This window comes from Micromonospora sp. AKA38 (assembly GCF_027925725.1).
GTDB lineage: Bacteria > Actinomycetota > Actinomycetes > Mycobacteriales > Micromonosporaceae > Micromonospora.
This window is the reverse complement of the sequence record NZ_BNEI01000004.1, coordinates 240,280-261,608: the sequence shown is the minus strand read 5'-3', so window position 1 is coordinate 261,608 and position 21,329 is coordinate 240,280. Positions and strand designations below refer to the sequence as shown.

Annotated in this window: 1 protein-coding gene (running past one end of the window); it reads left to right on the top strand. The window is 74.7% G+C overall.

The window, feature by feature from the left end; genetic code table 11:
* Positions 1 to 21,329, top strand: partial view of a WXG100-like domain-containing protein gene (locus TPA0908_RS16690; RefSeq protein ID WP_281938974.1) — the 3' portion only. 6,343 nt of this gene lie to the left of the window's left edge; only the last 21,329 of its 27,672 coding nucleotides appear in the window; its start codon lies off the left edge, out of view; the stop codon is at positions 21,327 to 21,329.

Here is a 21,329-nt window from a genome sequence, read left to right as displayed (position 1 = left end):
GGCAGACGTACCTCGGCCAGTTGGAGCGGGAGGGCCAGACCCTGTCCGACGTGGTCGTCGCGCACGGTCTGAGCATGACCGAGATCTTCACCGCGGAGGAACGGGAACGCTATGACACCGGACCAGCTCGAATATCACGCGGTGACACCACCGGCGGCGCCGACGCCGACGGGACTGATCGCGGTACGGCTCTGGCCGGGTCCGCTCCAGGCGGTGATCTGGCACGTGCCGCGGCGTCGGTGGGTCTACGCACCGGAGGCAGCGGCGCCGCTGCTGTTCGGCCGTCACCACACCGGGTGGAGCCGGTCGGTGAGTCGGCCGGAGGCAGCGCTGATCGCGCGGGATCACCTGGGCTCCGAGCTACCGACGGAGGCGGAATTCCTCCGGATCTGCCGGCGGAGCGCCGTGGGTCGATAGCAGATCGACCGGCGCCCACGGAGGAGCCGACACCGCCGCCCGACCCGATCCGCCTCCCCTTCCGCCGCCCCGCCGGCTCGCCGACACCTGTGGAACCGGAGCGGTTGCGGACCGAGGACCGTGCCCTGCTGCTGGGCGACGGCAACCACCTGCTGGCCGCCGTCCTCTACGGCGAACTCGACAACGTCGACGAGCAGGCGTTCCAGAACGAGGTGGTGCGGGCCGACCTGACCCGGCTGCGCGACGAACGGGCCCAGCAGCGGCGCGTGATCAGCACCACCGCGCTCACCGACGTCGTGGCGGACCTGCACGATCTCCTCGTCCCCCGGATCGCTCAGCTCACCGCGGCCCAACTCGCGGAGATCCGGGCGGCGGCGGCCGTCGTGCCGGCCGGTGACGACGCCGCCCTGCGCGCCACACTGGCGGACCTGCTGCGCCCCGACACGCCGCACGACCAGCCCGACGTCGGGCCGATGCTCGTCGCGGTGCTGCTCGGACGGCCGGTCGTCGTGGACGACGGCACCCGCGCCCGGTCGTTCTCCCCGGCCGGCGCGACAGGCGTCCCGATCCGGCTCTACCGCCACGCTCAGGCCGGCACCGGCCACGCCGCCTTCCACGCCTCCGTCGCACCGCCCCCGGCACCCCCGGCACCGGCAACCACCCCGACCACGCCGGTCGCGTCCCCGGCGGAGCCGGCCGCCCCGGCCGCGGTCACCGATCCGCCCGTCACGCTGCGGTTCGTTCCCGGCCGTCACGAGACGCTCGCGGACGACGTCGACCTGGGCGAGCTGGCCGGGAGCATCGCCGACCGGGTGGTCCGCACGGCCGCCCACCGGCCGCCCGAGGGCGCTCCGGTCATCGTCACGATCGAGGGCCACGGCGACGGCCCCCCGCGACTCCTCGGGCGCGCGCCGACCGGGCTGGGGCGTCGGCGGGCGCAGTGGCTGGCCGACACGCTCGAACAACGGGTCCGGCAGGAACTCTCCCGGGCCACCGGCGGCGACCCGCCCATCGTCCTCTTCCGGCACCGGCCGGCGGCGACGGCGTCGGACCGGGGTCGCGGCGGCAGGTTCCGGCGTACGCTGCGGCGACTGGCGCCGGGCGGCCGGCCGACGCCGGGCGGCGGAGCCCCGCACGTCGGCACGGTCACCGTGCACGTCGCCATCGCCGACTCCTGGGACCACCACCGGCGGGCGGTCAACCCGACGCTTCCACCGACACCCGCCGCCGTCCCGGTCGGCGACGGACAGCTCCATCCGATCGCGTACGCCGCGGGGATCCCGGCCCACGCGGTGCCCGACCTCGACCGGCTCACCGGCCGGCTCATCAGGTATGCCCGGCAGCACGGGGTCCCCGAGGACGCCACCGCCCGGGACCGGATCCGCGGCGTGCTGGGCAACAACTACCGGCATCTGGTCGGCGACGGGATGGTCGTCTTCATCGGCAACGTGGAGGTGCGGGTACGCCTGGAGTTGACCGACCCCCGCCAGGAGTCCGCACCCGGGCCGACCACCGCCGACCGGGCCGGGGCCGGCGCGGGGCGGCCGGACGGGGAGCCGGGCCCGCCGCCCGCGCCGGCCGGACGGGCCGCTCAGGTGCGCGCCACCGAGACCATCCACGGCACCTTCCAGGTCGGCGCGCACAGCGAGAGCCACTCCGGCCCGGTCAGTTGGTTCCGCTTCGGCGGCTCACCCGGATTCGCGTTCGGCGTGCCGCACCTGCTGCTCTCGGTGCGGATCGGCGCCGCGGTGCGGTTCGTCCGCAACCTCGTCAACCGGTCCACCGGCACGGTGCGCGACGCCGAGGTCGGCCGGGTCGAGGACACCCGCGAGGACGCCGCCCTCATCTCCGCCGCCGCGCGGTACCACCTGCAGGTGCGCCACCAGGCGACCCAGCGCTGGGCCGACCTGCCCACGTCCACGCTCGACGCCGCCGAACGGCTGACCCTCGCCCTGCCGGAGAAGTATCTGGAGCGGGCCGAGCCCGGCCGGGCCGCCCGACTGGCCACCACGATCCGGCCGAACGCGCGCGCGCCCCTCGGCGCCGACCGGCGTCTGCCGAAGGTCTTCTACGCCTCCGGGCTCACCAGCCTGCACCTGCTCGCCGACGACATCGTCCGGCAACTGGAGCGGGAACGCGGACCGATCCCCCTCGGACACCCGCTGCGCTCCGACGTCTGGCACCGCGTCTCCAACCTGGACACCCACCTCGACAAGGCGGTCAACCGGTACCGCGGCTACGCGTTCACCCTCGTGGAGAACGGCCGGGTCGTCGCCGACGTGCGGATCCGCACCCGGCGGGTCGGCGAGGGCCGCCCGGTGAGCGCGCCCAGCGACAAGGCGCACGTCGAGGAGGTGCGGACCGCCATCTCCGGTACGACCAACGGGTCGTCGGTCACCAACGACGCCAGCATCGAGCCGAGCCTGGAGTTCCTCGTCGCGCGGGTGCCGAAGCTCAGGTTCGCGGTGAAGCTGCCGTACGCGCGGTGGAGCTGGTCCAACCGGAACGGCAACTCCGCCGGGCGGCTCGGCCTGTGGGTCCTCGTCTCGCGCTACGCCAGCTTCACCTCGGCATACCAGATGGAGTTCGACCACCAGGCCACGGTGCAGGTGCGCCGGCGCCGCAACGTGCTGGTCAAGACCGGCACGGCGGTACGGGGGATGCGGCCGCGCACCCGGCACGACCATCCGGGCGCTACCTACCAGCCGCTCGAGATCAGGGGCCGGGCGATGGTCCGGGTGCCCACCGCCGACGCCGTCGCGTACGGCATCGAACCACCGTCGAAGCCGGAAGCGGCGCCCACACCGGAGGCGCCCCCGGCGGTCGCCGACGCGGCGCCACCCACCGTGCCGGAGCACGCGCGCCGGGGCCGGGGCATCGGCAAGGGCATCGTCGAGGTGGACCCGCAACTCGTCGACAGACTGGTCGACCGGGTCGAACGGGAACTCGCCAGGTTCGGCTACGTGGTACGCGACCCCGACGCGGCCTTCGAACGCCGCTCCTGGTTCAGCCGCAAGCGGGACAGCCAGGTCAACAACGGGGTGCTGCTGCGCAAGCTCATCTCCACCGCCGCGCTGGAGTCGAACTTCGACGGTGTCCACCAGGGCGGATTCTCGATCACCGTGCGGAAGCGGCACACCGGGTGGTTCACCACCTTCGGCGTCCGTTCGGCGCGCGTGACGATCGAGGCCCGCCCGCGGGAGGTCCAGGACGAGCGCGGCCTGACGGTCCCCGTCGACCCGACCTCCGATCCCCGCCGCACCAGCGAGCGGCACATCGTCAACCTGGAGATGGGGCTCGACTCCGGCGGCTCCTCGGCCGGCGGCGGGCAGGGCTTCGCGGCCGGCACGAAGCTGCGGTTCCTGCCCACCAAGACCGGCCGGCAACTGCAGGGAGCCGGCATCGGTGTGGAGTGGGACCGGGGTGTCGGCGGCGACGAGTCGGTCAACCAGGTCAGCAACATGCCCCGCCTGATGGAGTACCAGGGCGAGCTGACCGAGTTCGAGGTGACGACCCAGTACGGGGTGGTCATCGAGCACGACCGCCAGTGGTCGTGGAAGCAGCTCGTGAAACGCGCCCTCGGCCGGTCGGTCGACACCCGTCGCCTGCCGACACCCCTGCCCCCGATCCCGAGCACCGCGACGGTCCGCGTCGTCCCCGCCTTCAACACGAAGCCGGCGCACGGCCCGGAGCGGGCCGCCACCGGCCGGAAGGACACCCCGGTCGCGGTGCTCGACAACGCCGCCGTCTCCTATCTGGACGTGACCGGCCTCCTGACCACCGCGCGTGGCCGGATGCAGCGGATGGCCAAGCCCGGCGGCACGGCCGACGAGGAGATCTCGACGTTCCTCAACCACGCCCAGGTCCTCTCCCACTTCCCCGAGGTGGCCCGGGGCCGCTACACCACCGACACGTTCTTCACGTCGAAGTTCTGGCGCGACAAGCACCGGACCGTGTCGCTCAAGGCCGATCTCGGCGCCTCCCAGTTCGTGGGCGCGACCAGCGACCCCTACGTGCTGGGTCTGATCAAGCTCTCGCTGACCCAGGCCGGCCAGTCGAGCAGCCGCCGGAGCGGCGTCGCGGTGACGCCGCTCGACCTCGGCGCCGGCGGGGATCCCGGCCGGTCGAACGTGACCGGGGTGAGCGCGTCGCTGACCCACACGATGCGGTGGGGTCGGAGCCGCTCCCGGTCGACGAAGCAGACCGGCGGTCGCGAGTCGCTGGAGCTCAACTTCCAGCGCGCCTACGCGTTCCGCGCGAAGGTCCGCTACGACCTGCGCATCGGCAAGACCAAACGCGCCAAGCTGCTGCCCAACAGCAACTATCCGCCGGTCGCCCGCCCGATCACCGACGTCGAGCCGATGATCTACCTGCTGTCCGAGCCGGACGCCCTGGAGCACTACGCCCGGGGCGACGTCCCCCTCGACGACGAACAACTCCTGGACATCGTCGCCCGGTGGGTCGGCGGTGACCTCAAGGTCTCGCACCAGCTCATGGCCCGCGTCCTCATCCAGTGGGAACGGACCGCGGCCGCCGAGGACGAGCCGGACCGCCACCACGACCTGCGGACCGACGCCGCCCGCGAACTGGCCCGCAGCCATGCCTGGACCGACCTGGCGATGTCGCCCGAGGTGATCGGGGAGTTCGAGCCCCTCTTCGACACCACTGTCGTCCCGACCGCGGCCGCCACCCGGAAACTCGGCCTTCCGCCCTACCTGCGACCGGGCCCGGGCGCCTCGCTCGGGCACAGCGGCATCCACTCACTCACCCTCAGCGACGGGACGGCCCTGTCCGACGTCGTGATCGACGCCGTGGACCAGTTCGAGCCCGGCCTGCTCGGCAAGACCCACGACCGGCTCGTCCCGCCGCCGGACACGCCGCCGCGCCGCCTGTGGTGGCGTCGCCGCGCCCAGGTCTCACCGTACGTGGGGCGGTTGCAGGGCGGCCTCGACGCGATCCAGGCGCTGTTCGACGGCGGGCGGGACCAACCGCTGCTGGAACAGGTCCTCTCCCCGGACGGGGTCTCGCTCTACTTCGCCAACCCGCACGGCTGGTTCGGCCAGGACATGGTCGAGGTCCGGGTCAGCGCCACGTTGACCAGCCGACCGGAGTTCGGCGACTACGTGCGCGGCAGCGGCCTGGAAACCTACCGCCACCGGTACGTCGAGCGCCGCGCGGCGACGGACCGGCAGTTCACCCGCGGCACCTCGGCCGGGTTGAAGCCCACGTTCGAGCACCGGCCCGACACCCCGCCGACGCTGGAGGAGCAGCGCAGGTCCGCCCAGCAGCGGGTCACCACCGGACCCGGCGTCCGGTTCGCCGACGGGGTGAGCCGGTCACGGGCGACCACCGAGCAGTTCACCTACGAGTCGACCACCTACGACTGGGGCAACTACTACCGGGCGACGGCCGACGTCGAGTTCACCGTCGAGGTCCGACGGCTCAAGCTCGGCGGGCGACGCGTCACGAACTGGCTGACCAGCAAGGTCATCTCCCGGTTCCGCGGCGGCGCACGGCCGCCCCTGTCGCCGGCGGCCTCGCGCAACTGGGTGGCCCGGACGCTGGGCCGGTTCCGCCGGACCGAACGGTCCCTTCCGCCGCGGACCGTCCGCGGCTCGGTGGTGTTGAAGGTTCCGAAGAGTGTCGCCGAGGCCACCCCGGCGGCGGCGCCGACCGGTCTCCGGTCCGACGTGAACCCGACCGCGCTGCCCAAGGACGCCTTCGTCGACAGCGTGCAGGTGCACGGCGCCGAGGCGGCCAGCCGCCGGCTGCTCGGGGCGCTGTTCGAGCGGCCGGTCAAGTGGAACCGGTGGCTGCCGTCGCGCTGGGTGACCCGGCCCGGATACCACACCAGCGCCTCCGTACGGGCCCTGGTGACGCGCGACCTGCTGGCCGCTCTCACCCCGGAGGCCATGAGCCCGGACGGGGTGCAGGTCGCCGCCGACGCCTTCGTGCCCGGTCACTCGAGCCGACGGGCCGACCTCACGCTGCGCTGCCGGCTGGAGAACATGGAGATCGTCTCCGAGCTCGACGGCACCGGCACCGGCCGGTACGCGAAGTACCAGCAGGGGTTCAGCGCCTCCACCACCCACGACACGCCCTACCTGGCCGCCGGTCTGAGCGCGGGCGGCCCGGCCAAGCTGAGCGTCACCGACGGCTCCAACCCCAGCGAGGCGTACGGCGCGCACCGCACCGAGGGCGACACCGACCTGAGCCGGCAGGCGCCCAAGTCGCACACCAGCACGTTCGCCGACGCGCACCGGCGGGAGGAGCACGTCAAGCAGCAGGGCCCGACCGTCCTGGTGCGGATGTACGGCCGGTACCGGCTGGAGGGGCACAAGCACATCGTGCACTGGTGGCGCCCGACGTCGTGGGGGCGGCGCCGGATCAGCGACGAGTTCAGCGGCGACGTGTACGTGCAGATGTCCAGAGCCGACTACGACGCGCTGGTGGCCGAACAGCGCCGCGCCGAGTTCGGCAGAAGGTTGGACCCGGCCGGGCGGGACCGCACGCGGCCACCGGTCGCCGGGCCGCAGTCGCCGAGCCTCGACCTGGTCGACGCGTTCGCCCGGCTCGACCCGGACGGCGCCACGCCGGCGCCGGACGGCCCGGACCTGGCCCTGCTGGGCCTCGCGCGGGACCTCGGCGGCGGGGTCCGGGTCGACGCCGAGGACGTCCTCGTGGTGGAGGTCGACACCGCCGGCCAGGCCCGGCAGCTCCGCGAGTCCGTGGACGGGTGGGCCGCCGGACACCTCACGCCCGCGCAGATCGCCGCCGTGCACGAGGCGGATCCGGCCGGCCGGGACCTGGTCACCCGGATGGTCGACGCGGTGCACGCGGCCGCCCCGGCCGGCGCCCGGCCTGAGCCGCCGTTGCACATCCGGCTCCTGAACGACCCGCTGCGCGCCGCGCGGGCGCTGGCCCGGGCGCTGCGCGTGCCGGTGGAGCTGCGACGGCGGGACACGGCCGGCGGCGTGACCGACCGGTTCAGCGTCGCGCCGGACGGCTGGTACGTCGAACTCGAGCCGACGATCGGCAGCCGGCAGGTGGCGGCCGCGGAACTCGCCGTGGACGCGCTCCCGCCGCACCTGATCGACAGCGCCGTGCGGCTCGGCGTCACCCGCGACGAGTTGGTCGAGCTGGCCCGACGGCCCGAGGGCCAGTTCCCGGCCGAGGCGGAGCGGTTCCTGCGCGAGCGGGAACGGGCGGCCCGCCCGTCCGCGTCCCCGCCGTTGTCGGCCGAGCAGGACGGCGTGCTCACCGCCCGCGGACTGGTCCCGCTGGCACCGGAGTCCGGGCCGGACTCCTGGTTGCGGGCCCTTTCCGCGACCGCGCGGCGGCAACCCGACCCGACGGCGGAGGTCCGGCAGGTCGCGGCGGCGACCACCGCCGCCGAGCTGCGGACGCTGATCGCCCGGCGGCAGGGACTCGCGGACGACGCGCCGCCGCCACCCCTGGCGACCGTCCCGGCGGTGCTGGGCGTCGAGGTGGAGACGATCGCCGCCGACGGGACCGTGACCACCAGCGGGCCGGCCACCGGCCGGCCACTCGTGCTGGCCGAGGTGGGCGGGAACGCGTTCCGCCCGACCGGACCGGCGGCGACCCCGACCCCGGTGGTCAAGCTGCGTCGACGGCGGCCCGTCACGTTCCTCTCCCCGGAGCGGGCCGCGTCCGACGAGCCCGGCGGGGACACCACGGGGAGGACCCCGGTCGCGCGACGGCACTCCGCCCCGATCAGTCGAACCCTGACCGAGGTCGCCCCCGAGGACCGGACCGTCCCGGACCACGCGCCGGCGGCCCGCACCCCGGCGACGACCGAGCCGGCCCCGCCGGCCCTGAGCCAGCACCGGACCCGGCGGATCGCGCTGGACGACCGGCTCGTCGCGATCACCAGCCGGCTTCGGGAGCACATCGGCGGCCAGTCCGATGCCCGGGTCCGGCAGGAACGGACGGCGGAGGTGGAGAAGCTCACCGGGGCCGGGACCGGCAGCCGCCTCGCGGACACGGCCCAGCTCGTCCAGACGCTCACCGAGCTGCTCGCGACGTATCAGCGCACCGACGCGGAACGACCGTCGGTGCTGCGCCTGCGGCAGCGGCATCCGGTGGACCCGCCACCCGCGCGCGGCGACGACCGCGGTGGTCCGCGCGTGCGAAGCGACGCCGAGGTCCGGCTACGGCACTACCTCGCGACCAACGACCCGGACGGCGCGCGACTGCGCCACCTCGAGGACCTCCTCACGGCCGGCGCCGACGAGCGGATGCTCGACAACCTCATCGCCGCCCGGCTGGAGCACTACGAACGCGAGGACACCGACCTGGCCGCGGCGCCGGCCTGGTGGCACGAGGGCAGCCGGAACCGCCCCGGCGAGTTCTTCGCCCCCCGCGCCCACCAGCAGCGGTGGCTCAGGGCGAACGGCCTTCAGGTGGGTTGGGTGCCCGACGACGGGAACTGCGTGTTCGCCGCGACGCTCCGCACCGTCGGGACGGACCGCGTCACCGAGGCCGCCCGGCTGGTGGCCCGGGCCGCGGGGCTCCCGGGTGCGGTACGCGTCGACGACCCGCTCGCCCTGCGGGCGTTCCTCGCCGCCGTGTTGCGGCGGTCGCTGGAGCAGCAGCACATCCGTGACACGTTGCGCCTGGCCGAGGCCGCCATCCACCCGGCGGCGCACGACATCGCCCGGACCGGGCAGGCGCTGCTGACCATCGAGGACCTGGCCACGTCGATGGCGACACCCGGGGAGTACGACAACGACCAGGGGGACCACTACTGGTTGGTGGTGACCCAGGTCCTCCGCTGGGCGACCGACCTCTCCACCGCGCGGGGCGGCGACCTCCGCGTCGATCTGCAGGGGCTGTCGGAGGGCACCGACGAGGCGGTGCTCAGTGGCGGCGGTGGCACCACGCCGACCCACGTCATCGTCCTGGTCAACCAGCACTTCCTGCCCACCCGGAGACGGCCGGTGGCCGGCGGCCGGGACGTGACCGTCCTACCCGCCGAGGTGGCGTGGGACCTGCCGCTGCCCCGGACCGGGGAGGGTTCGCCGGTCGGGCTCGCGCGGCTGCGGAGCGAGGTGGAGACGGCCGCGCACCGCGTCCCCGCGCTCGACAAGCGGGTGCGGATCGCCGTGGCCGACCGGGGTGCGGCCGGCGAGGACGCGTGGGCCTCGTGGCAGAGCTTCGTCGACGGGTTGGCCGCGCTGCACGCCCGCATCGACGGGGTGACCGAGCGGACGCTGCCCGCCACCCGTACCGAGTTCGGCAACCTGCTGCTCACCTATCAGCTCGCCCATCGCCGACTGGCCGACCTGGGCACCGAACTGCCCGGCAGCCGGCCGCTTGTCGCGCCGATCGACGGACCGCGGGACGGGGTGCCGGTCGCCCCCGGGGTACGCCGGCCACGCCGCTCCGGCGAGCCGGAGGGCCTGCTCGGCGGCGCCACCGGCCTCGAGGTGGAGTTCGCCGGCCTCGCGCTCACCTTCCCGGTGCTGCCGGCTCCCAAGACGACGCTGTTCCGCCTGGCCGACCTGTTGGCGGTCACCTACGACACGAACCGCCGGAGCTTCATCCTGGAGGTCGTCACGGCGCCGACGGGTGTCCTGCCGGGCGAGGAGAACCGGGCCCGCCGGGACGAGGTGCTCGACGCGCTCGACGCCGTGAACGCCGCGCTGGCCTCGGTGACCGGGCCCACCCTGCTGTCCGACCTGTTCCCGCCGGAGCGCGGCTTCGCACACCACGTGCAGGGCGTCTCGATCCGGCCCAGGGCGGATGAGCCGCACACCCGCTACGTGCAGTTCACCGTCGGCGCCCCGATGCACGCCCTGGTCGCCCCGCTGGAGTTCATCGCCGCCGGCACCTACAACGAGAACTCCCGTCGCCACCTCCTCGACGGACTGGACTTCTCCCAGGTGGTGACCACGTCCTATCTCACCCAGGTGCTCGGGTCGCCGGTGCCGGCCTTCGCACTGCCCTTCCTCACCGACGTGCCCGGCACCGAGGAGCTACGCGGCTACCTCGCGCTGCTCTACACGCAGGTCGTCGCGATGCTGCACCAGCGGGTCGCGCCACCGCGCTCGCGCCTGATCAGCAAGAACTATCTCGCGGCGGGCCTGCGTACCTCGGTGTCGGGGCTGCGCGCCCAGCTACCCCCACGCGTACAGAGCTTCCTGCACGAGCAGCGCGACCGGATCACCGAGATCCTGCTGGCGGGCTTCACCGATCGGGTCGCGCACTCCCTCCACGCCGACGCCCTGCTGGACACGAGCCTGCGCAACCCCGCCGCCGGCAGCGTTCGTGACTACCTGCGAAACGCGCTGAGCCCGGCGGGGGCCGGCAACGTGCCGATCAGTCAGAAGGACGCGGTCAGCATCAGCGGCTCCTTCGCCATGGACGACAACGACGGTGCGCTTCCGACCCCGCTGGCCGTCGTCGAGGTGCGCCACATGGGTGACTTCACCATGGACGAGTCGCAGCTTCACGGGCACCTCAAGTCCTTCGATCACCTCATCCGCGCCGGGTACGAGCGCGAGGCGGCGGACTGGGACCGTCCCTCGGCGCTGCGGGCGCGGGTGCTCGCCGCGGTGCGCCGCAGCCAGGCGGGCCTGGCCGTGCCGGCCTCGGTCGGCCGTCTCCGCACCGCGCTGATCGACACGCCCGCGCTGGCGGCGGACTGGCTGACCTCCGACGCGCGACACCCGGAGGCGCGGCTGGCCGACGCCGACGGGGTGCTGCTGCTGGAGCTGGTGGCGGCGGCGATGGCCGGCGACGACGTACGCCCGCTCCTGGAGCCGGCGCTCGCGGTGGCGCTGCGGTATGCGCGCACGCTGAACCTGGCTCGTCAGCGCGTCCTGGACCGCCACGCGGAGATCCTGATGAACGCACGTGACCGGTGGATCGAGGTCGTCCGGGCCCTGCACGAGCACCGGTTCCCCGGCGGCCCGGTCCCGGACCTGGCCGCGCTGACCGCCGACGACCCGTCGGACGACCAGATGTCCGACGACTACCTTTCCGACGACACGACGTCCGACGACACGGTTTCCGACGACACGATGTCCGACGACGAGGCCACCGACGACGACACGATGCCGACGGACGCGGACGAGGACGCGTACACCGGGCAGACCGCCGCCGACGCGCCGCTGCGGCTGCGCGGAGGCTCCGGCGACGGCACCGACCCGTCGCACGCCGACCCGGAACCCGAGGGACCCGGCACGCCGGCGGCTGACGAGCCGGCCGCCACGCCCGGGACGCCCCCCGGTGGCAGCCGGTCGCTGGAGCACACGGATCCGCTGCACCCGCCGCAGGAGCATCCCGACACCCGCTTCACCGTCGAGCAGTACCTCCAGGCGTTCTGGGATCCCACTCCGCCCGCCACCGGGGAACTGACCTCGTCGGACATCCCCGTCGTGGTGCTGCGCGAGCGGGCCGCCGACGTCGGGCCGCAGTTCGCCGAGGACCTCGCCGACCGGGGCGTGCCGGCGATCCTCGAAACCGTCGACGCCGATCAGCGGCGCCAGTACTGGGGCTACCTGCCCTTCTGGGCCGACGGATCGCTCCAGAACCCGGTCACCGACGATCTTCCGCAGCTCGTCGAACACCTCCGCTCGCGGTACCTCGATCAACTGGCCACGATGGCCCGTGAGCTGACCGTCCGACGCCTGACGGCCGGTGAGAGCGCCCTGAGCACCGCCGACCTGTGGCGCGTCGTGCACGCCGCCGTCGGCCGGGCCGGCGGTTTCCGGGTCGGTCCGATCCGGGCGGAGGACCGCCTGCTGGAGCCGTCCCTCGATGTGCGGGTCCTCGCCGACGGGCGGGCGGCCGTCGACATCGACGAGTTCGACCCGGCCGTGGATCTGCCGCAGCGCCTCAACCGGGTGGCCGCCGAGGGCTACCGGGGCGAGGTCGACGGACCGCCGGCCCTGATCTTCACGAACGCGACCTACGATGACGTCCACTACCTGGCCCGACCCGGCGTCATCCTGGTCGTTCGCCAGGACGAGGGCGACGGATGGCTCGCCGTCTACCAGCCGATCAACACCAGCGACCTGGTCCAGGTGCGAGACGACGACCTACCGGCGCTGATCGACGCCACCCGGGCGGAGGAGCGACGGGACCTCGCGGGGGCGGTCGAGGAGATCCAACGGCGCGTGTGGGCGCTCGGCGGTCGGGTGCGGGTGACGCCGGAGCTGATCGATCAGGCCCTCTGGACGGCCGGACGGACGGACGACGCGCTGCCCACCGGCGCCCGCAACTACTCCTTGCTGGTCGCCGCCGGGATCCTCGATCTCCACGACCCGCCGAGCGGCGGAGCAGGTCGGTCCTGGCAGCCGCCCCGCGAGGCGTTCGTCGCGTACGGCGTCGGTGAGCACGCGGCGTTCGTCGCCGCGGTCGTGGCCGCCCGCGAGGACCTCCAGGGGTTCGTGGGCTGGACCGACGAGGAGGGGGAGATCCTCGACCAGCTCGACGACGACCCGGACGAGGGGGACGGGTCCGAGTACGGCATGGACGCGCTGGGCATCCTGGGGGCCACCGTGCGCGGACGAACCGCGTCCTTCGTCCGCGACCTGCCCGACAGCATCGTCGACCAGTACTGGCGCCGGTTGTCGGGCGAGCTGCCCGACGCCGGCGCCGCCGACCCCGCCCGGTTGCGGGCCTGGCTGATCGATCAGGTCCGGGCCGACGAGCCGCACCCGGAACTCCAGCCCGTCCTGCTGACCCTCCTCGGACGCCTGATCGACCGGCCGATCCTGGTCTGGGGCCAGGCGGGGCCGCCCGCCATGTACTGGCCCCCGGGCCAGGAGCAGCCGCCGATCCATCTGGTCCGGACGCCCGCGAGCGACCAGGGCCCGTGGGGCCACCTGGAGCGGTACGCCGTGGCGACCGCCCGCGGCGCCGTGTACGACGGGGAGCCGCTCAGCGCGGACGGAATGATCGAGTGGGCGGCCCGGCGGTGGGTTCGTTCGGTGACCGTGCCGATCGACCGGCTCACCGGCGCCACCACCCGCCGCGACGCCGTCATCCCGGTCAACACCCTGAACGACCGCACCGCCCGCGTCCTCGCCCGCACCTACACCGTCTACCCGGACCCGGACCCGGCCGACGAGCCGGCCGACGACTTCCTCGACCTGGAGGGCGGGTGGGGCATCCGGGACGTCGGCGAGGGCGCGTGGGTCTGCCCGACCACCGCGGCCGACGACGCCCCACCGCCGGTACGGGCGCGCACCATCGTCCTGGGCTCGGACGCGCCGCACGCGCCGCCGGTTCCGGACGGGATCAGGCGATGGGTGCTCAGCCAGATCCACCTTCAGGACCTGGCGGGCACGGTCGAGGTGGTCGCACCCGGACGGCCACGCTGGTGGGCCTACGTCGGCCCCACCCTGAGCGGGGTCGACGTCCCACTGGCACCGATCCCGGCGGGATTCGTGCTGGGCCCGGCCGCCGACCCCCGGATGGACGTCGCCCGGGGGCTGCCGGAGGGCGTCCGCGCCCGACTCGTCGTGGTGGGCCGGTTCTCGCCCGAGGACGTCATCGCGGCCGTGTCCGAGCTGTCCCCACCGGAACGGCTGGGACTGGCCGTGGACCTGCGCCTCGCCGACGCCCCCGCGACCCGGCCGGGTCTGCTTCAGCTGGCCGTCGACCTCGCGACCCGGGTGGACGTCCCGGTCGTCCTGCCGGTCGACGAGCTGGCGGCCGGTACCGGCCTGCCCGCCGAACTGACCCTGGTGCCGACGGACCACCTCGGTCGGCGGACCTTCGCCGTGCTGGCCGAGGCGGCGGAGATCCGAGCGGTCGACTACGACGGCACGCCGGCCGACGTACACCCGATCGTCAGCGCCGGACCGACGGCGCCGGACACCTACCGGCTCTCCGACGGTTGGGAACTGGAGACGATGCCGGGCCGGCGGCTCTGGCTCCGCCCGGCCGGCACCCCCGCCGCCCTGCGTGCCGCGGTGCGCGGCAGCGACGCCACCCCGCGGTTCGCGGTCGCCCACGGCGACGTGCCGGTGCCGGCCGGCGTCTGGACGACGATCGACCAACTCGCCGCCACCATCCCCGACGCGACGTTCGAACGGATCGACACCCGGTCCGACGAGGTGGAGGTCACCGTCGACGGTGCGCCGGACCGGCCCGCCGGCCCGTGGACCCTCTACCTGCACCCGGACGGCCACACGGTGGATCCGGACTCGACGGCCGCGCTCGCGGAGGCGGTCGACGCGATCAGGGCCGGGGCTCGGGCGAGCGCGACGGAGATCGTCCGAGTCTCGATCGAGGGCGTCGGCCACCCGGACGACGACGCGGCGGCCACCGGCGCCACGGTGCGGCGGACCAACGCGCTGCGACGCATCCTCGACGAGGCGGTCGGCGAACAGCACCGCCGCCTGCTCCGCACCCGGACCCACCGCGAGGTACGCCCGGCGGGGTCGGACGCCGAGCCGCTGACGGTGTCGGTCCGGGCCGTCCGGCACGACATCGTGGTGCGCGGCGGCCGGAGCCTCGTCGCGACCCCAGCCCCTCGACTCGGTGCCGGACCGATGCGGGCGTGGCGCCACGCCGGCGCCGGCGCCGTGGTGCTCGACCCGGGCGACGTGGAGGCGCCGGGAAACACCGGCCGCGCCGTCGGCGACCGGCTCCGGCGGATGACCGAGATCGCGGTGGCGCACCACACCGGGTCGGCCACCGGCCTGACGGTGCTCGCCCACCTCGTCGAGGAACGCTCGGCGGCGGGTCCACCGCTGGCCGTCGTGGTCGCCGGCGGTTTCCCCTTCGCGCATCCCACCGGCCGGCAGGAGCGACTGAGCCTGCTGACCGCCGCCGACTTCCTGCGCGACGTCCACACGCTCGCGAACCTGCCGTCCTTCTTCGCCTACCGGCCCGTCCCGAACAACCCGCCACCCGGCCGGCAGGACCCGAGGCTGGCGCCGGCGCCCGGGGCGCCCGCGACCCTGCCCGCGGCCGAGGACCGGCTGACCCTGGTGCTGGTGGACGCCTCGCTGGAGGCGGTCGTGCGGTTCTACCTCACCCTGGTACGCGAGAACGAGCTGCGGCGGCTCGCCCGGCGGCCGTTCGTCCGGACGCTGACGGTCGTCGACCACACCACCGGCAACACCCACCGCTCCGTGTTCGAACCCCTCCCCCCCGACCGGGTCGCCGAACTGCGCACCGCGCGCCTGCTGACCCGGGTACGCGACGGGCTCGGCCTGCTCCGCCCACCGCCCGACAGCGCGAACGCCACCCCCGCCTACCAGGACTTCGAACCACCGCCACCGAGGTCGACGTGGCCACTTCCGATCGGTGGCCGGACCGGAGAGGTGGACCCATGGCGGCAACGGGCCCTGATGGGCGTCTGGCCGATGCCCAATCCGACCAGACCGGTCTACCAGATCGAGGCGGAGGCTCGCTGGGTCGACCTGCTCGCGGACGGCGTCGATCCGTCCATCGAGGTCATCGTCGTCCACCACCGGGGCCTGCCCACGGGACTCTGGGTCAACCACGCCCTCCGGGTCGGTCGGTCCCGGGCCCAACTGGCCGACCATCCCGTCGTCGCGGCGCGGGAACTTCACCGCCACGTCAGCGAGAGCCACGGCAACTGGACGGCGCTGGCGGAGGGACGCTGGGCCGACCACCTGGAGTCGACGGGCAACCTGGCCGACCTGCACCTGCTCCGCCGCCTGGCCACGTGGGAGGGCAACCGGAACGTGCGGCACCTGCTGCTGGACGAGCAGCACGGCGACCGGCCGCGGGTGGTGGCGGAGGCGGTGGCGGCCGGACTGCCCGGCCGGTATCCGTCGACGTTCCTCCAGGACCAACTACTCGGATTCGTCGACGTGCTGGGCTGGGCGGCGGCGCGGCACGTCGTGGTCGAGCGGGGCGAACTCACCGCGGCCGGCGACGCGCTGCGGATCGACGGGGAGCCGCTCACCGTCGCCGGTTACCTCGACCGGTTGCCCGACCCGGCGGACGGGCGTCCGCTTCTCGTCGTACTCGCCGACGCCTTCCCGCGCGACGCCGACGGCGGCCCGTTCGTGCGGGCCCTGAGCGAGCAGGTCCCGGTCGTGCTTCCCGCCGCCCTCCCGGTGCACGGCATCATCCTCAACGGCTGGCGCGTGCACACGCCCGCCGGCCCGGGCTGGCACGTCGTCGACACCCTCGCCGGCGTCGCCCGGACCACGGTGCTGGCCGAACTGGCCCGGCGGGCCCGGGCCGGCAACCCGACCGACGACGAGGTCGCCGGACTGCGCCGGCTGTTCGCCGTCACGCCACCACCGCCGCCCGACCGCACCGAGCACGGTTCGCCGGACGTCGGGATCGTGGTCGGCCGCGATCTCGCCGGAGGCCCGGCAGCGCGGTGGCACGACTGGCTCCGCAACCTGCTCACGGTGTCGCAGACCCGCCCGTTCCTGGTGCTGGACGACCGAGCCGTGTCCCCCGACGACGTCTTCCTCCGGGTGCCGGCCGCGGCCGTCCGGTCCGCCGTGGTCGGTCCCGCGGAATCGGTACGCGTCGTCGACCTGCGAGCGGCGGTGGACGGCGTGGTCGACGCCACGGTGTTGACCGACGAACTCGCGGAGCGGCTCCCGCTGTCGGACCCGCAGGCCTGGGCCCGGGCGCGGGCGGCCGGCCTGGTCGTCGCGCTGCCGCCCGAACCACCGGGCACCGTCCATCCCGACGATCCGTCCCGGGAGGCGGTCTCGCCGCTCGTACGCCGGGCCCGCGTCCGCGCCGCGACCGTACGCGGCGCGGCGCCCCTGGTCCTCGTCCGCGCCCACGGCCACGTCGAGGGCGCCCGGCTGCCGGCCGCCGACGGGCACCCCGAGGTGCTGATCGTCGAGCAGATGCGGGGACTCGCGGCGATGACCCGCTACCGCCGGTCGGGGACCGTCGTGACCGACCTGACACGGGTGACGCCGTCGTCACCCCCGAACCAGGTGCTGGAGGTGCTCCTCGACCGGGGGAGCGTCGTCGTCGAGGCCGGCGTGGTCGACGGCGCCACGATCCGGATCCCGACCGGGCCGACGCTCACCGCCGAGGGCTTCGCCGACGAGGTGGAGTGGACGGATTCGCCGCGCATCCTGGTGCTCGCCGCACCCGTCGCCCGCGACGCGCCCTTCCTGACCGGGCTGCGCCGACTCGGCCTCATCGTGATCAGCCGCGACGTCGCTGACGGAAACCCGTGGCGGGCCACGGTGCCGGGGCCGGCCGGCCGGCCCGTCGACGTCGTCCACGACGACCTGTCACGCGTCGTGCACACCGTCGTCCTGCTCGGCGACGGCGACACCTACCGGCCCCTTGTCGACCTGCTGGCCGAGCACCTTCCCGTCCCCGACGCCTGGGCCAATCTCGCCCTGACCGGCGCCGAGGGCGCCCAGGTCCAGCGCGGCGAGGCGGTGCAGCGTACGCCCTGGTCGCGACGGTCGCGAACCGTCGTGGCGGTCGCCCCGGAGGTCTACCGCGAGGTACCCCTCGCCGCCGTCGACGGCGGCGAGGCCGGCCGGGCCCGGCTGATCCGCCCCCAGCCGCCGCTGACCGCCTGGATGCGGGCGTTGCCGGCGCGACTCGACCATCGGGTCCACGTCGTCGACCCGCGCGCCGTCGACAGGGGAACGTCGCCGGCGTACCTCGTGATGCAGACGCTGAGCCGGCCACTGCCGGCGGTGCCGACGGTCGGGGAGCCGGGCGTCCCGTGGGTGGCCGTCGTGCCCGGCCAGGACCCGGAGGCACGCGCGGCGGTCGCCGCCGAGTTCGCCCGCGCCGGGATTCCGGCGGTCACCCGGGCAGACGGAACCTGGAGTCTGCACGTTCCGCCGTACCTCGATCCCCACCTGCCGGCCGGCGGGCCGACGGTCCAGGCCGGTCTGTCCCTCGCCGACGGCATCCGCACCGCCCGGCAGGTCGCCACCCGGGGTGGGAACAGGTACCAGGCCGAGGTGCACGAGTGGTTGCGGTTGTTCGCTACGGCGGCGGCTCACACCGCCGCTCCGCACGTGTTGCCGCATGACGATCCGACGGCCGGCCTCCGGCGGACGCCCGAGCCGTGGGAGGTGGCGCAGCGTATCCACCGGGAGCGGACCCGACAGTCGACGGAGCCGGCCGACGCCTGGACGGCCGCCGCGGAGGAGACGGTCCACGGAGGACTGCGGGTCCTGGCCGACTGGCGCGGGGGCGCGGTGCTGGGGAGCATCGCCGTCGACTGGGGACGCCTCACCGCGACCGGAACCCGGATCGGGATCGCGCACGACGGCCGGCCCGGCACCGTCGATCTCGCGACCCACCTGGCGGCGGACCCCGACGGTCGGGGTCGGGTGACGATCATGCCGCGCCTGGGCCTCCCGATTCGACGGCGCGAGTTGACCGGGAGGCTGGTGGCCGGTCTCGGCGCGGGCACCGTCGTGGTCACCTGGGACGACGAGAGCCGGCGGTGGGCGGTCGTGCACCGGGCCGGGGTCGCGGGGTCGTCGGAGCACCTGCCCGAGGCGGCCGACCAGGCACACCTGCTGCTGCTGGCGGTACGGGCCGGGCTGGGGATCGGTCCCAACAGCCAGGAACAGCGCTATCTCCGTACCCGGTTCGTCGGCGTCGGACCGGACGCGGACGCCGTCACCGGCGGCGAGGTCACCGTGGCGGTGCCGACCACCGCCCACCGCGCCGGTCGTCGCCGGCGGCCCGACGGCGACGACGACTACCTGGCCTTCGTCGAGCAGGACGGCGGGGACGACCGCACGGCGGTGCGGGTGAGTCCCGACGCCCTCCGTCGGGTCCCCTTCGACGGCCAGATGATCATCCTGCTGCGGACCGCGCATCCGGGCCCGGGCGAAACCGCGGCGCGCGTGCCGCACGTCCCCCCGGTGGCGCGCCCCAGGCGGGCGAGGCCGGCGCCGCGCACCGATCGGGACGACCGGCCGCCGGTTCGCTTCGGCGACCTCTTCCGCGACCGTTTCGGGGACGAGGCCACGGCGGACGGGGTGACGGAACGGGGGCCGCAGCCGGCCAGGTCCGACGACACCCCGGAGCGGCCCGCGAAGGACTCCGCACCCACGGAGACCACGCCCGACGCCGCCTCGACCACGCCACCGCCACCCATGCCGGACGCGCCACCCCGGCCCGCCCCGGCCGCCCACGGCCGGCCGGCCGCGGCGCACGTCGAGGTACCGGTGCTGGGCGACGGCAACTGCGCCGACTACGCGTTGATCGTCGCCGCTCCGGAGGCGGTCCTCGGTCTGGGTGGCTGGACCCGGCAGCAGCGGCGGCTCCTGCGGGGCCTGGTCAGCGCCCGACACGACCGGGTCGCCCACCCGCGTGGCTTCGGCCGCGCGGAACTCGGCGACATCGCGCAGGGCCTGCGGCTCCGGCTTGTCGCCTTCATCGACCAGATGGACGACGCGACCCTGGTGTCGTTCCTGGAGGGACATCCGACCGAGGCGCCCGACCTGCGGGAGGCGCTCTCGGACGCGGTCTACGCCGACTGGCGCACCGACGACGGCGACCTCGTCATGCCGCTGATGACCCACCTGCTTCGCCGTACGATCGTCATCGAACAGGATCGGCACACCGTCACCCTCTCGCCGCCCGACCCGAGCGCGGAGCCGCCGATCCGGCTGCGCCGGACCCACGAGACACCCGACGCGCACGCCGGACGCCGTGGGCCGGACGGCACACCACTGCTCGTCGAGCACTACGCCGCCCTGGTGCCGGCCACGCCGACCCCGCCGGCTCCGCACACCGACAGCGACGACTCGGAGGATCCACCCGGCGACGAGGGCGGACGTCCGCAGGTAGCGTCCGCGGGTCGGCTCCTCGCTCCCCTCGGCGGCGGCCCGACGACGACCCGACCGGTTCCGGCGCCCGCCCGGACGCCCCACGCCACCCTCGGCGACTTCACCGCGGCCAACGTCCCGTTCGTCGACGTGATCATCGAGCCGGGCCGGATCGACGACGACGGAATGATCCGCAGCGCGCGGTCGGACGTGCCGATGGACCCGGCCGCGTACGTCGAATCGCTCGGCCCCGTGACCGGGCAGACCGTCGTACGCTTCGCGCACGCCGGACTCCGGACGGCGGTCTTCGCCACGGCGGTCGCCCGACGGGGACCGATCGCCCTCTCCCACTTCGTCCTCGGCGGGAACGGACGGTGGCTCGTCCAGGTCATGGAGTATGCGACGAACCAGCTCCGGATCCTCGACGACGACCGCGCCGGCCCGGTCACCGTGCTGGCCAGGCGGATCCGCGAGGCCGACCTGACCGGCCTGCGCGACCACATGCGGCGGGAGCTGGAGGCCGCCGGGGTCACCGGCGAGGTGGACGACGAACGGGTCTTCCGGATCGCCCGCCGGCTCAACGACGGCGGACCGCCGGTCCCGTCCCCGGCCGACGAATCCACCGGCGAGGAGCCCGACCCGCGGCCCCGCGACGCGGGGATCGTCGCCGGCCCGCACGTCCCTCCCCCCACGGCCACCCCGACCGCGCAGGCCGACATCACGGCCGCCCCCGCCGGGACCCCGGTGGTCCACCCGGTCACCGCGCCACGCTCCGGCACCGCACCGGCCGCCAGGCCGGCCGCGCCGCCGCCGGTGGCACGGCCCCGGCCCACGCTGAGCCGATCCCTCACGCGTGCGGCCCGGGACGAGTACGAGGCCGTGCTGGCGAGCCTGCGCGAGCACGTCGCCGGCAACCGGCGGGCCGAGACCAGATCGCAGACCCTGGAGACGTACACGACCGCCGGCATGGACGACGGCGTCACCGAGATCCGGGAACTGACCGCCGTCCTCCGCCGCCTGCTCGACCGCTACCGGGCGGAGGATCTGGGTCCGGCCGAGGCCCCGATCTCTCCCGGCGACGAGGACACCGCCGGTGCGGAGGACCCGGAGGGCACGGCCGACGACTCGACCGCCCCGCGCCGGCAGCAACCACCGCCACGCTGA